Here is an 18538-nt window from a genome sequence, read left to right on the forward strand (position 1 = left end):
GCAACTTCAGGAACTCATCGACGCTGACACCCATGCCGCCTGTGTACCAGAACCGACCGACAGTTCCGAGCGTCTTGAGCGATCGCTCAAACATGCCTATAGTCCTTTTAAGCGATCGCTCAAAAAGGGGGATCATGCGGCTGTACGTCGAGATCCTGATCAAGGCCGACCTGGAGGCGCTGTGGCAGGCCACCCAGAACCCGGCCCGGCACCAGCGCTGGGACCTGCGCTTCGGCCGCATCGAACGCCTCACCGCCCAGCGGTTCCGCTACTCGACGCTCGGCGTCAGCGGCATCGGCGTCCACACCGGCGACCGGCACGCCGCCGACGGCTCGTGCACCTCAGCGCTCCGCTTCGGCTCCGCCCACCCGCTCTCCCCGATCCGCGCGGGCGCCGGCTACTGGCGCTACCTCCCGACAGCGGCCGGCGTCCGCTTCCTCACCTCCTACGACTACCGCCCCCACGTGCTGCCGCCCCGGCTCATGTGGTGGGCCACCGCCTGGTCGTTCGACCGGCTGCGCCTGTGGCTGGAGACCGGCAGGCCACCCGCGCGCACCCTCCTCCAAGCACTGGCGGAAGCGGTCGGCAGAACGGCCGCCGCCGCCCTCACCGCCTGGCTGTTCGGACCGCTGCCCGCCCTGGCGGTGGCGGCGCTCACCGTCGCCCTCCCGCCCCTGCCCGGCACCCCCGCGGCCCGCCGCTGCCTCCGCCACCCCATCGAGCACCCCAACAGGCACCCCGCCCGAGCACCTCTGCGCCACCCCATCGAGCAACCACGGGAGCGACCACCATGCCCTCGATCTTCCAGCGCGCGCTCGGCCCCGACTTCGGCCGCCTCCACCCCCAGCTCCAGCGCCGCTTCGGCGTCGGCCTCGACAGCGGCGAAGCCTGCATAGGACAGGGGGTCATGCGCCGCGTCTGGAACGCCGGCCTCGTCGTACGCCCGTTCCTCGCCCTCGGCAGCCTCAGGAACATCCTCGTCACGGACACCGGCCGCGACATCCCGTTCCGGATCGAGAACTACCCGTACGCCGACTCGTACGACCGCGAGACCGTAACCTTCGTGCGCACCTTCCCCCTCAGCCGCTTCGACGCGACCATGATCTACGACGAGGCCGGCGCCCGCGTCATCGACTACCTGGGCACCCACCAGCACATCGCCACCCCCCTCCACCTCTCCGTGGACGACCGCGGCGGCCTGGTCATCCGCTCAGGCCCGCAACGCCTCCTGGAGGGCCCGCTGGCCGTCCGCATCCCCGCCGCCGCCACCGGCACGGCCGTGGTCACCGAACACTACGACGACCGGGCAGGGCGCTTCACCATCGCGGTGACCGTCTCGAACCCGCTGCTCGGCCGGATCTTCGGCTACTGGGGCAGCTTCACCGTCTCCTACGTGAACGTCGCGGCGCACGGCGTTCCCGCTAGCGTGAGGCCCAGGCGGGAGGTGGCCCGCCTGTGATCGACGAGGGAGCCCGGTGGCCGACACCCGCACGAAGCTGCTCGACGCGGCGCTCGAGACGCTCAAGACGCAGGGCATGGCCGGCGCCTCCGCCCGTACGATCGCCGCGACCGCCGGGGTCAACCAGGCTCTGGTCTTCTACCACTTCGGCAGCGTCGACCAGCTCCTGGCCGCCGCCTGCGAGCACGGCTCGCGGCAGCGCGTCCCCCTCTACCGCGAGCGCTTCGCCGCCGTGACCTCCCTGCGCGAGCTGCTCGACCTCGGCCGCGAGCTGCACGAGCAGGAACGTACGGAGGGCAGCGTCGCGGCGCTCGCCCAGCTCCTGGCCGGCGGGCAGACCGACGAGAAGCTGGCCGAGGCCGTCGTGAAGGGCCTCAACCTGTGGATGGCCGAGGTGGAGCAGGCGCTGGGCCGGGTGCTGGCCGCCTCGCCGCTGGCGGAGTTCGTGGACGTGAGCGGCCTCGCCAAGGCGACCGCGGCGGCCTTCGTGGGGCTGGAGCTGTACGAGGGCGTGGACGCGGACGGCGCCGCCCAGGCCCTGGACTCGCTGGAGGAGCTGGCCACGCTGGTGAGCGTCCTGGACGATCTCGGCCCCGTGCTGCGCAGGACCGTCAGGGCCAGGCTCACTCGTAGTATCGGACCTCGATCACGTTCCCGTCAGGGTCAGGAAAGAACATAGTCTCGGGCGCGATGCCCTGGGCGCCGAACGAGTTCGCGCCGTTGCCGGTGATCTCCACGCCGTGCTGCTTCAGCCGCACCTGCAGCGCGTCGAAGTCCTCCTTGCCGACCGCCAGGCAGAGGTGGTTGATCGGGTGCCCGGCGCTGCCCCGCACCCCGGTGCCCTCGTCCACGCCGCGCATCGCCTCGAACGACATCAGGTCGAGGATGGTCTCGGGCGAGACCCGTACGCTCGGGAAGGGCGCCATCCCGTCGCGGAACTCCGCCGCCCGCACCCCGGGCAGGCCGACGACCTGCTCGTAGAAGTCCACGGACGCGCCAGGGTCGGAGACCCAGCAGACCAGATGGTCCAGACGTGCGTGCATACAACACCGTCCTCCGGTTTGCCTCCAATACTTGATGTCCTGATCCCTGTTGTCCACCTCATGATTCATCGCCCGGCAAATGGCCATCTGCCGGATAGGGGCGGTTCACACGCCGTTCCGGGTCACCACGGCTCGACGTCCAGGCCGGTGGCGGCGATCCACAGGGCGCGGAACGCGTTCGACGCGCGGCCGTTGAAGTCGTCCCGCGGCAGGCGTTCGATCAGGCTCAGCGCCGCCCCGAGGTGGCCGCACTCGGCCGCCTGCACGGCCAGGAGCTCCGTCGGGTGCTCGCGCTGCGTCCGCGGCGTCTTCCGCAGCGTGGCGTACGCGTCGGTGAGCGCCGCCAGCTCCCCCTCATTCGGCCGGGCGCGCGCCGGATCGCGCCGGGCGTTCGCCTCCGCCTGTGCGAGGTGGTCCTCGTACGCGTAACCGTCGCCGTACACCTGCGCCCACTCCCGCAGCAGATCGGGACGGCCCAGCCGCGCGAACACCTCCACCGCCTCCCACCCGTCGAACCACCCCTGCGGCTGCCACTCCTCCGCCGCCGCGTCCCTCAGGGGGATCAGCTCGCGGGCGATGTGGTCCCGCCGGGTGAGGATCAGGTAGGCCAGCAGCGGCACCGTGTAGAAACTGGAAGGCACCCCGCCGCCCTCCCGCAGCAGGGCCCGGCCCTCCTGCTCCCATCTGCACTCGATCATCGCCCAGGCGACGGCCAGGCGGTGCTCGCCCGGGTTCGTCTCGGGCTCGATCGCCGCCCGGGCTCGCTCGAACCACGCCTCGGCGCGCGGATCCCCCATCGCCGCGTACGCGCCGGCCACCGACGAGGCCACGAACGCCACGTTGTACTCGTCGAGCACCTCTTCCACCTGCGCTTCTTCCCCGTCGAAGAACGTCCGCGCGTCCTGCCTGCGGCCGGCGGCGGCCAGGATCATCGCCACCTCTGCCCGGCCCCTCACCTGCTCGTCCGGGCTGGGGATCGCGTCCAGCAGCGGACGCGCTCCGTCCGGCCGGCCGAGGCGGGCCCTGAGTCTGGCCGCGTGGCGCAGGCTCTGGCTCACGTGGTGGTCCCAGCCGTTGTGGAGCGGTGCCACCGAGTCGAGTGCCGTCTGGAACAGGTCGTCGAGGGTGGTGGTGTTGGGTGGGGGCCAGGGCTCGTCCGCCGTGGGGGTGTGGTCGCGGAACGGCGCCAGGTACTCGTTCAGTGGCGGGCCGAAGCGGTCGGCGGCGGTGGCGGCGTCCGGCGCGATCTCCAGACCCACAGCACCCGCGGCGTCCGGTGCGATCTCCAGGCCCACAGCACCCGCGGCGTCCGGCGCGGCGGGGAGCCCGCCCCAGCGCACCGGCCAGCCGAACCGTCGCTCCACCGTCCACGCCAGCGCGCCGTCCAGGGCGTGCACGCGGCCGGGTGGCGCGATCACCTGCCCGGTCTCGAAGGCGACGGCCCACGTCTCGTCGTCGAGCGCGAACGTCGGATCGATGCTCGCTCCCTCCTCGTCCCGCACCTCCTCCCCGACGTCCACCCCGTCGTCCAGCTCCAGCGGACGCGGCCCGGGCGGCGTGCGCAGGAACACGAAGTCCCCGGTGACCCGCCCGGTGGCCGCCTGGAAGAAGCGCAACACAGCGGGACCGACCACCACGATCACCCCGTCGGCGCCCCACAACACGCCATCGGCGTCCGCCGGCGCCTCAACCGTCCCGATCAGGCTCGGCACGTCCCCGAGGTTCCACACCTCCACCTGCCCCCGCGCCGTCAGCGCCGCCGCGTGGAGCCCGTCCGGCGACCACGCCCACGCGACGCCGTCCGCGTCGGGGTCGAGCTGCGGCAGCGCCAGATCGAGGTCGTAGCGGTGCCTGCCCTGGTCGTAGACGGTGACCTGCGGACGGGCGTTCGCGTCGTTGCCCTCCGGCACCACGACCGCCAGCCTCGTGACGGCCCCGTACGCGCCCCACGCCAACTCGGACGCGCCCGGATGCCCCGGCAGCGTCGCCACCGTCCAGCCCGTCATCGCGTCGCCCACCAGCAACTGGCCGTGGAGCTGGTGGGCGAAGTACTTCTCGTCCCTGCTCCAGGCGGGCGCGTCCCTGCCGACGCCCGCCTGCGTGAACCACAGGACCCGGCCGTCGGCGACGTCGACGGCACAGGCCCAGCCGCGGGCGTGCCCGTAGAGCCGCCGGCCGTCGCGCGACCAGCGCGCCTCCCGCACGAAAAGGTCGTCACCGCCGAGCAGCGCCTTGACCGCTTCCGGCAGCGGCGCGGTCAACGGCGACGCGACCCTCTCGCCGTCCCCGCCGTCCTCATCCTCGATCTCGTACACCTCGCCCTCGTCCAGCGGCGCGACACACCCCATCACCTCGTACGAGGTCCCCGTCGCGATGTAGGCGCGCATGCCGTCGGGCGCGAATGCGAACCCGGGCGGACGCGAGCCGCCGTCCGTCACATAAGCCTCAGCGCACGGCTCCGAGTCCGCACCGAACGGATCCCACGCCCCCACCCCGTTCGTGTTGTACGCCAGCGCCAGCCGCTCCCCATCGGCCGACCACTGAACCGTCCGCGTGTACCCGGGCCACCCCACCCCGCCCATGATCTGGCCGAGCACGTTCACGCACCGGGCGCCGGCCAGCTCCCAGACCTGCAGCACACCGCCCCGGTCGTAGTCGTCGCCGCACCAGCTCCCGATCGCGAGGTAGCGCCCGCACGGGCTCAACGCGTGCCCGTAGATCTGGGCGGGATGCCCGTCGGGATGCCGCAGCACCGCCCCCAGCTCCTTGACCCGCTCGGTCGCGAACCGGTGCGCCTCGGTGATCCCGTGCGTCTGCTCCAGCCGGGCGAGTGCGGCGCGCAGGGGCGGGAGATCGCGGGCCGGCTCGAACGCCGCCCAGTCCGTCGCCCGCAGTGTCGTCAGGAACGCACCCGGATCGGCCGATGGGTTCGTGATCGCCATAGCGGGCGACCTTACTGAACTATCTTCAGATTGTCCGGAGATCTGGTGGATGGCCTGGTCCCTCCATGCCCTTGCGGTCACGCCCCCGCCAGCTTCGCCAACGCCCGCACCCCTTCCAGCACCTCAGCCGCGGTAGGCGCGTTCGCCGGATTCCCCAGACTCTGAATCATCACCCCCGACATCAACGCCGTTTGCACCATCCCCAGCGTCCGGGCGGACCGCTCGGACACGCTCTCCTCCGGCACGCTCTGCAGGATCGCCCCCATCCCCCGCCAGCCCTCCGCCATCCCCTCGGCCACCCGCGCAGCCAACTCGGGCTGCCGCCGGCCTTGCAGGAACAGCTCCACCGTCGCGAGCCAGAGATCCGGATGCTCGGCGAACTGCCGGACGAGCCCCTCCCACATCCGCTCGAACGCCCGCACCGCGTCATCACCCGGCTCAGGCGCCAGCGCACGGCCCAGGCTGTCGCCCCACTCGTCGAGCAGGCCGAACAGCGCCTGAGTGAGCAACGCCTCCCGCGACCCGAAGTGATAGCCGATCGCGGCGGTGCTCACACCGGCCGCGGTGGCGATGTCGCGGACGCTGGTGCGGTCGTAACCCTTCTCGCGCAGGCATTCCTTGGCGCCCGCGAGCAGGTCTTCACGGTTTCCCATGCGGCACACCGTACCAACAGATTAGCACGAACGTTTGATGCGTTCGTTTTGCGCGATCGTTTTGCGCGATCGTGTAAATCTGCGTTATGGTCCTGCCATCCGCTTGATCGACAGGAAGACGACCATGAACAAGCTCGCATCGGCCGGCCTCGGCCTCGCCCTCCTCACCGCGTACGCACCGGCCGCCCAGGCCACCACCACCGACCCCACCGTCGTCACCACGACCACCGGCGCCGTCCGCGGCACCTCCGGCCCCCAGACACGCACCTTCCAGGGCATCCCGTACGCCACCGCCACCCGCTTCACCGCCCCCACCCCCATCACCCCGTGGCAGGGCACTCGAGACGCCACCAAGCCCGGCAACGTCTGCGCACAACCGCCCGGCTACCCCATCGGCAAGCCCAGCTCCCACGAGGACTGCCTCAACCTCAACGTCACCACCCCGACCCCCGCCCAGCGCGGCAAGCTGCCGGTCATCGTCTGGATCCACGGCGGCAGCCTCATGTACGGCATGGGCGACCTCTACGGCGCCGACCGGCTGGCGGCAGGCGGCGCCGTGGTGGTGTCCGTGAACTACCGCCTGGGCGTCACCAGCTTTCTGACCCACCCGTCGCTGCCCGACTCCGGCAACCTGGCCCTCGACGACCAGCGCGCGGCACTGCGTTGGGTACGCGGCAACATCGCGGCTTTCGGCGGCGACCCCCGCAACGTGACGATCATGGGCCAGTCGGGCGGCGGCTTCGCCGTCTGCGGCCACCTCGCCTCCCCCGCCTCCGCGGGGCTGTTCCAGCGCGCGATCATCCAGAGCGCCCCCTGTGGGGACGCCTCCCGCACCAAGGCGGCGGCCCTCGCCGAAAGCACCGACGTCATCAAGAAGGCCGGCTGCGCCGACGCCTCCGACGTGGCGAGCTGCCTGCGCGACCTCCCCATCTCCAAGCTGCTGGACGCCTACGGCACCAACCGCGAGCCCCGCCCGTACAGCGGCAGCCCCTCCCTCCCCCTCCCGGTCGAGCAGTCACTGCGCACGGGCCGCTTCAACCGCGTCCCCGTCCTCGTCGGCGTCAACCACGACGAGGAGAACGGCATGATCCTCGGCCTGGAGCTGGCCACCGGCAAGCCCATGCCCGCCAAGGACTACCGCCCCGCCATCAAGCAGGCGTACGGCCGCGACGCCGCCACCGTCCTCCGCCGCTACCCGCTCGGCGACTCCGCCGGCCAGACCTTGGCGGCCGTGAAGACCGACTCGACCTGGTCCACGCCGACCCTCGACACCGCCCGCGCCCTGTCCCGCTGGACCACCACCCGCATGTTCGAGTTCGCCGAACAGCAGACCCCCTGGTACGCGGGCTACCCGAAGCCCAGCTTCCCCGCCGCCGCCCAGCACATGGCCGAGCTGCCGTACCTCTTCGACCTGTCCCTGTTCGAGAAGCTGTCACCCCAGCAGTCCGCCCTCGCCGACCGCCTCATCGCCACCTGGACCCGCTTCGCCCGCACCGGCGACCCCAACGGCGGCAGCGACCCCGCCTGGCCCCGCCTGCGCGACGACCGCGGCCAGGCAGGGTGGCATGTGCAGTCGCTGACTGGTGGAGCTTGGAAGCGCGCCGACTTCGCCACGGATCACCACTACCGCTTCTGGACCACCGTCACGAACTGACACCCAAGCCGCACGCCGCTTGACGATGGCAGCCTCACCCCACACCAGGGGCACGGAAGGCGCCACCGGTACCGCTTGCGTTTATTTCGTTTGTTGCGGATACTGCGAAGAGGAGGTGTCGTCATGGCAGACGTGCAGGCCAAACGGGTGCAACCTGGGAGCATCGACGCTGAAGTCGCCAGACGTGCCGTACGTCGCATCAAGGACTACCTCATGCGGTATCCCGAGCAGCCGACCGTCCAGGTCGCCGGTGAGCACGGGGGCGAGGATCCGCTGATCCTGCCTCGCGAAGCCGTGAGCCTGCTCGCCTTCATCCTCGCCCAGGCAGCCGAAGGACGCGGTGTCACGGTCATTCCGTCGCACGCCGAGCTGACGACGCAGCAAGCGGCGGACATGCTGAACGTCTCACGTCCATACGTGATCAAGCTGCTGGAGACGGGAGAGATTCCCTTCCGCCTGATCGGCAAGCACCGACGGATCAAATGTGAGGACCTCCAGGAGTACAAGCGTCGCGATGACGCCAAGCGCCGGACGTCGGCTGATCAGCTCGCTGCGCTGGGACAGGAACTGGGCATCTGAACCATGACCGGGCGGATGCAAGCCAAGTGGACCAACAGAATCCTCGATGAGATGCAGCGCAACCTCGCTGCCAACCGGCCCGACATTCCTGCGGAGAAGCTCGGCAAGCTTCGCCTCCTGATGAACACAGCGGTCCGAGACTGCCTCGTCGAAGGATACGAGCCGCTGATCGAAGGCCTGAAGCTTCGGACTCCGATGATCGTCATGTGCTGGCTGCGGCGATCAAGGCGAGCGCGCAAGTCATCGTCACATCGAACCTCCCGGGCTTCCCCGCTGAGTGCTTGGCTCCCTGGGATGTCGAGGTGAGTCCCCTGACGACTTCGTCCTGGACCAGATCGAGCTGGACGGGAGGGTCGTGTGGGCTTGTGTGCAGCAGATCGCAGACTCGCGGACCAGCCCACCGGAGACTGTGGATGATGTACTCGACGCCTTGGAGGCGGCGGGTCTCGTCGAGGCGGTCGCTACCCTTCGAGCCGGTTGAAGTCTTCAAGGCACCCAACGGGTACTGCGGGATCAGGGAACAGACGTGGCCCGCCCGGCTGAGCTGACGTCCGGTGAGGCGTGATCGTCCTGACTTGATTCACGCTGGGGTGAATCAAGGCGCTGATCACCGTGTTGATCTAGGAGAATCATGGTCCGCTTCGCCGACTCCGGGCATCGGGGCTTACCGGAAGAGACCGTCGTGCTGATCGACCAGGCGATACGTGAGGTGCTCGCGGACGTCCCCGACATCAGCGCACTGCCCTGCCTGGCGGACGGGGCCGGCCAGATCTTCGCCCCCGCGCTGCTCGATCTCGGCGGAGCGCTGGGGTCGTCATCCCGGCCATGCAGTACGGGACGGGTTGCCGAGCGAGTGCCATGCCCCGTACGACGAGTTACTGGGCCGGACAGACCGGGCTTCGTGGAGTCGATCTCAGAGTCGCATATGGCGGCCAGCGCGCATGCTTGACGACGCCGATGTGTTGCTGGCCGTCTGGGACGGGCGGCCTGCTCGGGGCTACGGTGGCACCGCTGACGTGGTCGCCGAGGCGCGGCGGCGGGAGGTGCCCGTTCGGGTGGTCCGGCCAGAGGGAGCCCGGCGGGATTAGGGGCGTCTGGGCGCGAGATCGCCTGAGCCAGCCGGCCGCAGTCGAGGTCTGGATGCGCTGGATGGTGCGAGCCTTCGCCGCTCACCTCGACGAGATCACTTCGGATGCGCCTCACCTCGATGCTCCAGATGCGCCGTCATGTCCGCACAACGATGCCCCCTCAAAGCGTCCCTCCCCCAACGCGCCTTCCCACCCAAGACCCCTCGCTCCCTCCCCCAACGGGCCTTCCCACCCAAGACCCCTCGCTCCCTCCCCCAACGGGCCTTCCCACCCAAGACCCCTCGCTCCCTCCTCCGACATCCAGCGGCACCAGCACAGCCCGACCTCGGCCCGGCAGCTCCCAAATTTCGCGACCACAAATCTTCACCCGCATGTAGAGGACGGCCGCCCGGCTCCGACCACACGGTGAAGGCGGCGCCGGACGGGCGGCGCCGACACCACAGGAGGTAGCGAGATGAGCAAGGTCACCTGCGACATGGCGATGTCCCTCGACGGCTTCGTGGCAGGCCCCAACCAGACCCTCGAGAAGCCCTTCGGCGACGGCGTGGACGACCGTCTGCACCAGTGGATGTTCGACGAGCCCGAGCAGCACGCCACCGTGATCGAGAACATCACCGCGGCCGGCGCGTTCATCATGGGCCGCAACATGTTCACCCCCGGCCGCGGCGACTGGGACCTGACCTGGAACGGCTACTGGGGCGAGGAGCCGCCGTACCACGCGCCGGTCTTCGTCCTCACCCACCACCCGCGCGAGCCGTTGCCGATGAAGGGCGGCACGACGTTCACGTTCGTCACCGACGGCATCGAGTCGGCGTTGGCCCAGGCCCGCGAGGCAGCGGGGGACCGCGACGTCGCCATCGCGGGCGGCGCCGCCACCGTCAACCAGTACCTGGCGGCCGGCCTGATCGACGAGCTGCGGCTCCACGTCGCGCCGGTGATCCTCGGCAGGGGCGAGCGGCTGCTCCACAACGTCGGCGACATCACCCTCGAACCCCTCGGCACCCCCACCGGCACCAGCCTCGTCACCCACCTGACGTACCGGGTGGTCCGGTGAGCCGGAGGTCACCGGATCCTGCCGCGAGGGCTCGTCACCGGCAACCGTCCCGGCAGGGCTTGTGACCGGCTCCGCCTCGTACGCGGCGATCACGAGCCACGACCGTCCCGAACAGGGCTCCTGATCGGCTCCGCCTCATACGCCGCGATCACGAACTGCGCCCCATCACGAGCCACGGCCCTCACGGGCAGGGCTTGTGACCAGCTCCGCCCCGTACGAGCAGGACTCCTGACCAGCTCCGCCCCATACGAGCAGGACTCCTGACCAGCTCCGCCCCATACGAGCAGGACTCCTGACCAGCTCCGCCCCATACGAGCAGGACTCCTGACCAGCTCCGCCCCGTACGCCGCGGTCACGAGCTGCGCCCCATCACGAGCCACGGCCCTCACGGGCAGGGCTTGTGACCAGCTCCGCCCCGTACGAGCAGGACTCCTGACCACCTCCGCCCCATACGAGCAGGACTCCTGACCGGCTCCGCCCCGTACGCCGCGATCACGAACTGCGCCCCATCACGAGCCACGGCCCTCACGGGCAGGGCTTGTGACCAGCTCCGCCTCGTATGCGGCGATCACGAGCTGGGCCCGGTCACGAGCCTGGAGCTTCGCCAGCAGATGACCGATGTGCGTTTTCACCGTGCCGACCGTGAGGTGGAGGTGCTCTGCGATGTCGCGATTGGACAGCCCCTTAGCGATCAACGTCAGCACCTCACGCTCGCGGGGCGTGACCCCATCGAGCGGTCGTGCCGCTGCCGGTACGCGCTCGGAACGCTGGAGGAACTCCCCGATGAGCCGGCGCGTGACGGTCGGGGCGAGCAGCGCCTCCCCACCGGCCACCACCCGGATCGCGCCGAGCAGCTCGGCGGCCGTGCTGTTCTTGATCAGGAAACCGCTGGCACCGGCCCGCAGTGAGGCGTACACGTATTCGTCCAGGTCGAAGGTGGTGAGGATCAGCACGCGGGTGCCAGAGCCCTGCGGAGAACCGCAGATGCGTCTGGTCGCCTCGATGCCGTCCATCTCGGGCATGCGCACGTCCATGAGAACGACGTCGGGGCGTAACTGGCCGGCCAGCCGCACCGCTTCGGCACCGGTGCCTGCTTCGCCCACGGTCACCATTCCTGGTGTGCTGTCGATGAGCATTTTGAAGCTGTCGCGCAACAGCACCTGATCCTCGGCGAGCAGCACCCTGATGGACGAGCCCTCACCCGGCTGTGCCTCCGTCTCCAAGCGACTCACCCCTCAACTTCATCCACACCGGTCGGGCCGGCCCGACCTCATCACTACAGCCCGCTCCGGCAATCCACACCGGCTTGCCTCCCGCGCGCAATCCACATCGGCTGTCTCTCACGCGATCATGGCAGCCAGTCTCGGGTGCCTATGCCCGCCCCTTCACAGGCTCGACTCGGCCCAGGTCATCGCGCTTGCCGGAAGTCGACCGACGCGTCCTGTGCCGGAACGGCCTCAGGCTGCGGCGTCCGCCGGGGCGTAGGGCAGGCGGGCCACCACGTGGAAGCCGCCTTCGGCGTGAGGGCCGGCGGTAAGTGTGCCGCCGAACATCGTGGCCCGCTCCCGCATCCCGATAAGACCGTGGCCGCCTAAGGACGCCGATCGTGGCTCGCGTTGTGTCCGAGGGCCGCTGTCGAGGACTTCGATCAGCGCTTGGCCGCCGTCGAGGGCCACGGTCACCGAGCATCGGGTGGGGGCCGCGTGTTTGACGACGTTGGTGAGGGCTTCCTGCACGATTCGGTACGCCGACAGGGCCACCGCCGAGGGTAGCGCCGCGTCCGCGGGCACCTTGAGCTCCACGTCGACTCCGGCCGAGGTCGCCTGGTCCGCCAGTTCGGACAGGTCGGCCAGGCCGGGCACGGGGGCCAAGGTGTCGTGGGGGTCGCTGTCGGAGCGGAGCAGGCCGAGCACGCGGCGGATCTCGGTGAGCGTGCTCTGGCTCGTCTGCTCGATGACGGTCATCGCGGCGCGCACCTCCTGGGGGTGGAGGTCGGCGACGTAGTTGGCCACGGTGGCCTTGACCGCGATCACGCTCATGCTGTGCCCGATGATGTCGTGGAGCTCCCTGGCGATGCGTCGGCGTTCGTCGGCCACCGCGGCTTCGGCGCGATGGTGGGCGAGGCGCGCGACCAGGTGCCGCTGGCGGCGGACCATTACGCCGACGCCCCACGCGGCGCTCATGAAGACGCCGATCGTGCCGCCCTCCACCGGCCAGTACGGGGGTAACTCGGTGCGTTCGAGAGCGGGCGGCAGGGACGGGAGGACCTGCGTGTAGAAGACGGAGAGGGCGATCGCCGCGCCGGCCAGGCATCCGGCCAGGGACGCCGCCGATCGGGTGAGCGGGGCGGTGGAGGCGACCAGGTAGAGCGTGAGTGCGGTGGGGATGAACGACACCCAGATGGCGCCGGCGGCCACGGTGCCGGTGGCGGTCGCCAGCACGGCCGCCGTGGCCGCGACGATGAGCATGGCCTGGGGCCAACGCCGGCGGAAGGCTACCGGCAGGCTCATGACCGCCGCGACCGGCCAGGCCGCCCACGTCGGCAGCCAGGAGGACGGGCCCGGCGGGTCGACCAGCGCGTAGCCGAGGAGCAGGGTCAACGCTGCTGCCGCCCCGGCCTCGGCGATCGCTCGCCGTGCCTGTCGTTGGGGTGGGGTCGTCATGCGGAGAAAGGTATCGCGGGGGTGTTGGGAGGGGCATCTGACCAGGGTTGGAGATTTGGTGTCCGACCGTGGTCGTAGCTGGAGGGGTTTTCTCGCTGTGGAGATCTGACCTGGGTTGGATGTGGCTTCTGTGGTCCGTCCGGCACGATGGCTGCCCAGTACGACGACTACCCCGGCGCCTCGCCGTGACGACACCGATGTGACGGCACCTGAGGTGCAGGCGACGCCCAGGCCAAGCGCAATGCCCAGGCCAACGGCGACGCCCAGGCCGACGGGCCGACGGCGAGGCACAAGCGGGTGCCGACGCAGTGCGGATGGCACCACACACGACGGACAGCACTACATAAGCCAGACAAACCACACACGCGCCAGACACCGCCACGCACAAGCCAGACACCGCCACGCACAAGCCAGGCAGCACCACACACAAGCCGGATAGCACCACGCACAAGCCGGATAGCGCCACGCACAAGCCGGATGGCGCCAGGTCAACCCCGACGGGCAGCGCCGACGACCGGCGCCCAGCAGCCGGGCCGACCAACGTACCGGCCCACACTTCTCACCCTCACCAGCGAACGGAGCGATAGATGATCACGGACCGAATCCGGCGGTGGCGCCGGGCGGACAGCGCCCGGCAGGCCGCCAACACAGCGGCCTACCACCAGCAGAGCCACCCGTTCCCCGGCCGCTGGATCAGCGGAGTCTCCCTGGTGTGCGGCCCCCTCCTGCTCCTGACCGGCATCCTCCTCCGCATCCGCTTCCACTTCTTCTACCCCGACCAGCTCGCCGCCTACGACACCCACCCCACCCTCATCACCACCGCCTACGCCTGCTTCGCGCTCGGAGTAGTCCTGTTGTGGCCGGGCGTCATGGCCCTGGCCCAGCGGATCGCCGCCACCCACCCGTTATGGGCCCTGTGGGGCGGCGGCCTGGTGATGTTCGGGCTGTTCACCCGCACGTTCCAGTTCGGCACCGACCACCTCTCCTTCCACCTGACCGACAGCCTGGGAACGCAGACGATGGTCGAGGCCATCGGCGACTACTACCAGTCGTGGCGGGACACGCCGTGGCACCCGTTCAAGACCCTGTCCGGCCCGGCCTTCCTGGGGTGGGTGGTGCTGGCGGTGGCGGCCTACCGTTCGGGCGCTCTGGGGGTGGGCCGGGCCGTGGCACTCGGCCTCATGTCCATGCTGGCGCTGGGCACCCTCAAGGGCACCCAGGTCCCTCAGTCGATCGTCGCCGTGGTCGGGCTCTGCGTGGCGCTCGTACCGTTCGGGATCCAGACGCTGCGCGCGGGGCCTCGCCCGACCAACCGCGCCCTGGGCTGGATCGCCGTCTGCGTCGTCACGACCGCGCTGGCCGCGGCGTACGGCCCACGCGGATAGCACCTGCGGAACGTCCTCACCGCGACACAGGCACGCGCCGCGGAATCGCCATCCCCGCCAGCACTCCCAGCACCGCGATCCCCGCCGCCACGAAGAACGCCGTTCGCAGCCCCTCCACCGTGGCCGCCCGCAAAGCCTCACCGGCCAACCCAGCGCCGGTCCCCTGATCGGCGACCGCCACCAGCACGGCCAGCCCCACCCCGCTCCCGGCCTGCAACACCGTGGACGAAAGCCCGGACACCGCCCCCTGCTCATGCCCGTCCACCCCCGTCGAGGCCAGGATGAACATGGTGGTGAACGACAGCCCCGCGCCCAGCCCGAAGCCGACGGCTCCGGCGAGCAGCCCCAGGTACGTACCGTCCACGGACAGACTGAACGCCAGTACCAGCGTGCCGACCACCCCCACCAGCACGCTGAGGAGCAGCGTGCCGCGCAGCCCGAGCAGCGGGATGAGCCGCTCGCCTGCCAGGTTCCCGAGGGCGATGCCGATGGTCGGCCCGAGGAAGGCCAGGCCGGCCTGCATGGCGTCGTAGCCGAGGACGTCCTGGAAGTGCAGGGTCAGGAAGTAGGGCACGCACTGCAGCGTCATGCCGTACACCAGGATGGCGCCGGCGGCGGCGCTCGTGTGGCGGTTGGCGAGCAGCCGCAGCGGCATGAGCGGGCTGCGGCTGCGCGCCTCGATCACGACGAACGCGACGAGCAGCCCCACCGCCGCCACCAGCGGCACCAGGACCCCGGCGGAGCCCCAACCCCATTCGGCGCCGCGCGAGATCGCGAACACCAGCCCGGTCACCCCGGCGGTCCCGGTCAACGCCCCAGGAAGGTCAAACCCACCCAGAAGCCGCCGACCGCGCCCCACCTCATCCGGCGCCAACACCCCGAACGCCCCCACAACGGCGACCACAGCCAACGGCACATTCACGAAGAAGACCGCCTCCCACCCGAACGCCCCAGTCAGCACACCCCCGAGCAACGCCCCCAGACTCATCCCACTGGCCCCGCAGACCGCCCACACGGTCATGGCCCGATTACGCGCCCGTCCCTCCTCGAACATGGTCACCACCAACGCCAAGGTGGCCGGCATCAAGATCGCACCCCCCACCCCCTGCAACGCCCGGGCCCCGATCAACACCCCGGCCCCATCGGCCAGCCCGCCGAGCAACGAGGCGGCCCCGTACAGAATCATCCCGAGCACGAACATCCGCCGCCTGCCGAGCAGATCCGACAATCGCCCACCGAGCAGCAGGAACCCCCCGAACGGCACGGCATACGCGCTGACCACCCACTGCAGATCACCGGACGAGAACCCCACCTCACGGCCGATCTCCGGCAAGGCCACGTACACGATGGTGAAGTCGAGGGCAGTGATCATGCTGCCCAGCCCCAGCAGGACAAGAGGAATGACGAATCGCATGCCGGACAGCCTGCGGGAGCCCCGGAACAGCAACCAGCCCCGCGTCTTGGCTAGTCAAATGTTGCCTAGGCTGAGCGGGATGTCGGATCGAAGCGTGGAGCTGAGCGAGTTCCTGAAGTCCCGCCGGGCTCGGCTGCGCCCGGAGGACGTCGGCGTGCCGTTCCCGAGCAGCAACACCCGCCGGGTGCGCGGCCTGCGCCGCGAGGAGCTGGCGCTGCTGGCCGGCGTGAGCGTCACCCACTACACCCGCCTTGAGCAGGGACGCAGCCAGAACGTCTCCACCGAGGTGCTGGACGCCATCGCCGACGTGCTGCGCCTGACCGCAGACGAGCGGGCGTACCTGCACGCGCTGGCCCATCCGGCGCACCGCTGCCGCGACGTCCCGCAGGCGGCGGTGCGGCCGGGGTTGCAGCGGCTGCTCGACTCGCTCGTGCTGACTCCGGCGTTCGTCCTGGGCCGCCACGCCAACATCGTGGCCTGGAACAGGCTCGCCGCCGCGGTCTTCGCCGACTTCGCCGCGATCCCCGACGAACGCAGGACGATCGCCCACCTGATCTTCACGGACGACGGGATCAAACGCCTGCACGGCGAACGCTGGCCGCGCCTGGCCGGCGAGCACGTGGCGCAGCTACGCGTCCTGACCGCCCGCTACCCGGCGAACCCGCACGTCAAAGCCCACGTCGAGGCCCTGCTCCAGGAGAGCGCCGAGTTCCGCGAGCTGTGGCGGGAGCACCAGGTGGCCGCCGCGACGCACCGCGACTACGTCCTCGACCACCCGGACGTGGGCGAGCTGCGGCTGTCGGCGGAACTCGTCACCCTGCCAGGCGACCCGGAGCTGCAGGGCATGGACCTGTTCGCCGCCGAGGCGGGCTCGGAGTCGGAGGCCAGGCTGCGCCACCTGGCCGACACGACCACGCTCCGGCCATCGGTTCCAGCGGGAATGCCGCACCCTCCCCCGCAGTTGGGGCCGTCATGACGACAATCGCCTTCATCGGCAGCGGACACATCGGCGGCACCGTCGCCCGGCTCTCCGTCGCGGCCGGCTACGACGTCGTGCTCAGCAACTCCCGGGGGCCCGAGACGCTCCAGGACCTGGTGGCCGAGCTGGGGCCCAAGGCCCGCGCGGCGACCCCGGCCGAAGCCGCGGCGGCCGGAGACCTGGTCGTCGTCAGCATTCCGCTGCGGGCTTATCGTGACGTGCCGGTGGAGCCGCTCGCCGGCAAGACCGTCCTCGACACGAACAACTACTACTCACAGCGCGACGGGGACTTCCCGCAGCTCGACGACAGCTCGACCACGTCGAGCGAGCTGCTGCAGCAGCACCTTCCCGCGTCTGCGGTCGTCAAGGTGTTCAACAACATCTACTCCGAGCATCTGAAGGCGCTGCCCCGCCCCGCCGGCGCGTCCGACCGCAGCGCTCTGCCGATCGCCGGTGACGACGCCGCCGCCAAGCAGGAGGCCAGCGCGTTCCTGGACGCGATCGGCTACGACGCCGTGGACGCGGGCCCGCTGGCGGAGGGGTGGCGGTTCCAGCCGGGAACGCCGGTGTATGGCGACGCGTACGCGGGCGACAGCGCGAACTTCTGGGAATCGCCGGGCGTCCCGGCCGGCGCCGAGCGCATCCGGGCCGACCTGGACGCCGCCAAGCGCTGACGTCCGTCAGCGGCGAGACGGCGTTCACGACGGTCCGTCGGCGATCAGCCCCTGCGGCAGCTTCGACCCGCCCCGCCCGTACACCAGCCCCGCCCTGATCACCGCGCCCGCCACCCGGTCGGCGGCCAGCATCTTGTACGGCTGCGGCGACGTGGCCGGGTCGAGCGCCGGCTCCTCGTCCACGAGGACGCCCCGGGTGTCCGGGTAGACCAGCCCGGTGCTGGTGTAGAGCAACGTGCTCCCGGCGCTCATCCCGCCCAGCATCGCCGTCCTCCACCTCGCCCATCTCAGGCAGCTCGTAGTCGACGGCCGTGTGCACCACGGCGCCGGCCGCCGCCCGCAACGTCTCCAGGTCCCGCAGGCTCCCGGGCACCGCGCCCCTCCACCCGCTCACGCACGCCACCGGACCGGGCCAGGGCCGTCACCCGAACCAAGCCCTTCACCCGGGCGTCCAACCCACCATGATCAGTGTGACGCTCGCCTTGCTGCTGACCCTCACCCCCGCGCCCCAGCTCCCGGCGAACTTCCTCCTCACGGAACCGGACGCACGCCGAAAGCCGAACCTCGAAGAGGGCTACACGATCAGCGACAAGCTGACCGCCCCGCTGACACTCAACCCCTGCCTGCACAGACGCCCCACCGACCGCGACCGGCAGGCGGCCCGCACGATCACGCACTGGACGAGCGCCCCGAGCGGCTCCTCCGAACAGCTCATCCTCTACAGGACCCCGCGCGCCGCCCACTCCGCCCTCGCCCGCCTGCGCGCCGACGCCAAGCGGTGCGCGCGCAAGAGCGACCCCGCTGAGCCACGCCTGAAGATCCAGTGGCGGACGAGCAAGGCCAAGGCGGGCGACGAGGGCTTCTACGACCCGGGCAGACTAACCAAGAACGCCAGAAAAATGGCCGCCAAGGTGTGCGGGCTACCGGGCGTCTGCTGATCACCGCGCCGCC

At 70.5% G+C, this 18538-nt stretch carries 18 protein-coding genes; 11 read left to right on the plus strand and 7 right to left on the minus strand.

Going from position 1 to position 18538, the window contains the following annotated elements; all coding sequences use genetic code 11:
- The first annotated feature begins 134 nt into the window (after positions 1–134).
- Genes ABD331_RS40385 through ABD331_RS40395 form a run of 3 tightly spaced genes read left to right on the plus strand, consistent with a single transcriptional unit; the run spans position 135 to position 2138 of the window.
- The gene (locus ABD331_RS40385; protein ID WP_344487436.1) at positions 135–896 is read left to right on the plus strand and encodes a hypothetical protein; all 762 of its coding nucleotides are present in this window, start codon (positions 135–137) and stop codon (positions 894–896) included.
- On the plus strand, positions 791–1459 hold the full coding sequence (locus ABD331_RS40390) for a DUF4166 domain-containing protein (RefSeq protein WP_344487438.1): 669 nt from the start codon (positions 791–793) through the stop codon (positions 1457–1459). The genes ABD331_RS40385 and ABD331_RS40390 overlap by 106 nt, the downstream gene beginning before the upstream one ends.
- 16 nt (positions 1460–1475) lie before the next feature.
- The gene (locus tag ABD331_RS40395) at positions 1476–2138 is read left to right on the plus strand and encodes a TetR/AcrR family transcriptional regulator (RefSeq protein ID WP_344487440.1); all 663 of its coding nucleotides are present in this window, start codon (positions 1476–1478) and stop codon (positions 2136–2138) included.
- Here ABD331_RS40395 and ABD331_RS40400 read toward each other — a convergent pair.
- From ABD331_RS40400 to ABD331_RS40410, 3 genes are all read right to left on the minus strand, one after another.
- Positions 2083–2502, minus strand: a complete 420-nt coding sequence (locus tag ABD331_RS40400; RefSeq protein ID WP_344487442.1) for a VOC family protein — start codon at positions 2500–2502, stop codon at positions 2083–2085. The genes ABD331_RS40395 and ABD331_RS40400 overlap by 56 nt on opposite strands.
- A 122-nt stretch (positions 2503–2624) precedes the next feature.
- Complete coding sequence (locus ABD331_RS40405; protein WP_344487444.1) at positions 2625–5444, minus strand: WD40 repeat domain-containing protein; 2820 nt, start codon at positions 5442–5444, stop codon at positions 2625–2627.
- Positions 5445–5521: 77 nt separating this feature from the next.
- Positions 5522–6097, minus strand: coding sequence for a TetR/AcrR family transcriptional regulator (locus tag ABD331_RS40410; protein ID WP_344487446.1), 576 nt, complete (start codon positions 6095–6097; stop codon positions 5522–5524).
- A 124-nt stretch (positions 6098–6221) separates the two neighbouring features.
- On the opposite strand from ABD331_RS40410, the gene ABD331_RS40415 reads away from it, so the two are divergent.
- From ABD331_RS40415 to ABD331_RS40425, 4 genes are all read left to right on the plus strand, one after another.
- Positions 6222–7751: a carboxylesterase/lipase family protein gene (locus tag ABD331_RS40415; RefSeq protein ID WP_344487448.1), complete on the plus strand. Its 1530-nt coding sequence runs from the start codon at positions 6222–6224 to the stop codon at positions 7749–7751.
- A gap of 123 nt (positions 7752–7874) precedes the next feature.
- On the plus strand, positions 7875–8330 hold the full coding sequence (locus ABD331_RS40420; RefSeq protein ID WP_344487450.1) for a helix-turn-helix domain-containing protein: 456 nt from the start codon (positions 7875–7877) through the stop codon (positions 8328–8330).
- 367 nt (positions 8331–8697) lie between these two features.
- The gene (locus ABD331_RS61285; RefSeq protein WP_486348511.1) at positions 8698–8811 is read left to right on the plus strand and encodes a VapC50 family PIN domain-containing toxin; all 114 of its coding nucleotides are present in this window, start codon (positions 8698–8700) and stop codon (positions 8809–8811) included.
- Between the two features lie 1061 nt (positions 8812–9872).
- Complete coding sequence (locus ABD331_RS40425; protein ID WP_344487452.1) at positions 9873–10472, plus strand: dihydrofolate reductase family protein; 600 nt, start codon at positions 9873–9875, stop codon at positions 10470–10472.
- A 509-nt stretch (positions 10473–10981) separates the two neighbouring features.
- Here ABD331_RS40425 and ABD331_RS40430 read toward each other — a convergent pair.
- Both ABD331_RS40430 and ABD331_RS40435 read right to left on the minus strand, forming a co-directional pair.
- On the minus strand, positions 10982–11704 hold the full coding sequence (locus tag ABD331_RS40430) for a response regulator (protein WP_425566169.1): 723 nt from the start codon (positions 11702–11704) through the stop codon (positions 10982–10984).
- Between the two features lie 225 nt (positions 11705–11929).
- Complete coding sequence (locus ABD331_RS40435; RefSeq protein WP_344487456.1) at positions 11930–13135, minus strand: sensor histidine kinase; 1206 nt, start codon at positions 13133–13135, stop codon at positions 11930–11932.
- A 587-nt stretch (positions 13136–13722) separates the two neighbouring features.
- Here ABD331_RS40435 and ABD331_RS40440 point away from each other — a divergent pair.
- The gene (locus tag ABD331_RS40440; protein WP_344487458.1) at positions 13723–14520 is read left to right on the plus strand and encodes a hypothetical protein; all 798 of its coding nucleotides are present in this window, start codon (positions 13723–13725) and stop codon (positions 14518–14520) included.
- Between the two features lie 16 nt (positions 14521–14536).
- On the opposite strand, the gene ABD331_RS40445 is transcribed toward ABD331_RS40440, so the two are convergent.
- Positions 14537–15934 carry an MFS transporter gene (locus ABD331_RS40445; RefSeq protein ID WP_344487460.1) on the minus strand — a complete coding sequence of 466 codons (1398 nt, stop codon included), beginning with the start codon at positions 15932–15934 and terminating at the stop codon, positions 14537–14539.
- Positions 15935–16013: 79 nt separating this feature from the next.
- On the opposite strand from ABD331_RS40445, the gene ABD331_RS40450 reads away from it, so the two are divergent.
- Together ABD331_RS40450 and ABD331_RS40455 are read left to right on the plus strand one after the other, a co-directional pair.
- A complete protein-coding gene (locus ABD331_RS40450) occupies positions 16014–16910 on the plus strand; it encodes a helix-turn-helix domain-containing protein (protein ID WP_344487462.1) in 897 nt (298 codons plus the stop codon).
- Positions 16907–17587: an NADPH-dependent F420 reductase gene (locus ABD331_RS40455; protein ID WP_344487464.1), complete on the plus strand. Its 681-nt coding sequence runs from the start codon at positions 16907–16909 to the stop codon at positions 17585–17587. Before ABD331_RS40450 ends, ABD331_RS40455 begins: the two co-directional genes overlap by 4 nt.
- A gap of 24 nt (positions 17588–17611) precedes the next feature.
- Here the strand turns inward: ABD331_RS40455 and ABD331_RS40460 are convergent, their stop codons facing one another.
- Positions 17612–17839, minus strand: a complete 228-nt coding sequence (locus ABD331_RS40460) for a Rossmann-fold NAD(P)-binding domain-containing protein (RefSeq protein ID WP_344487466.1) — start codon at positions 17837–17839, stop codon at positions 17612–17614.
- A 218-nt stretch (positions 17840–18057) separates the two neighbouring features.
- Between ABD331_RS40460 and ABD331_RS40465 the strand changes: the two genes are divergently transcribed.
- Entirely contained in the window at positions 18058–18525 is a 468-nt protein-coding gene (locus ABD331_RS40465) for a hypothetical protein (protein ID WP_344487468.1), read from the plus strand.
- Positions 18526–18538: the final 13 nt, after the last annotated feature.

Origin of the sequence: Nonomuraea monospora (assembly GCF_039531895.1) — a bacterium.
In the GTDB taxonomy this organism is placed as follows: domain Bacteria; phylum Actinomycetota; class Actinomycetes; order Streptosporangiales; family Streptosporangiaceae; genus Nonomuraea; species Nonomuraea monospora.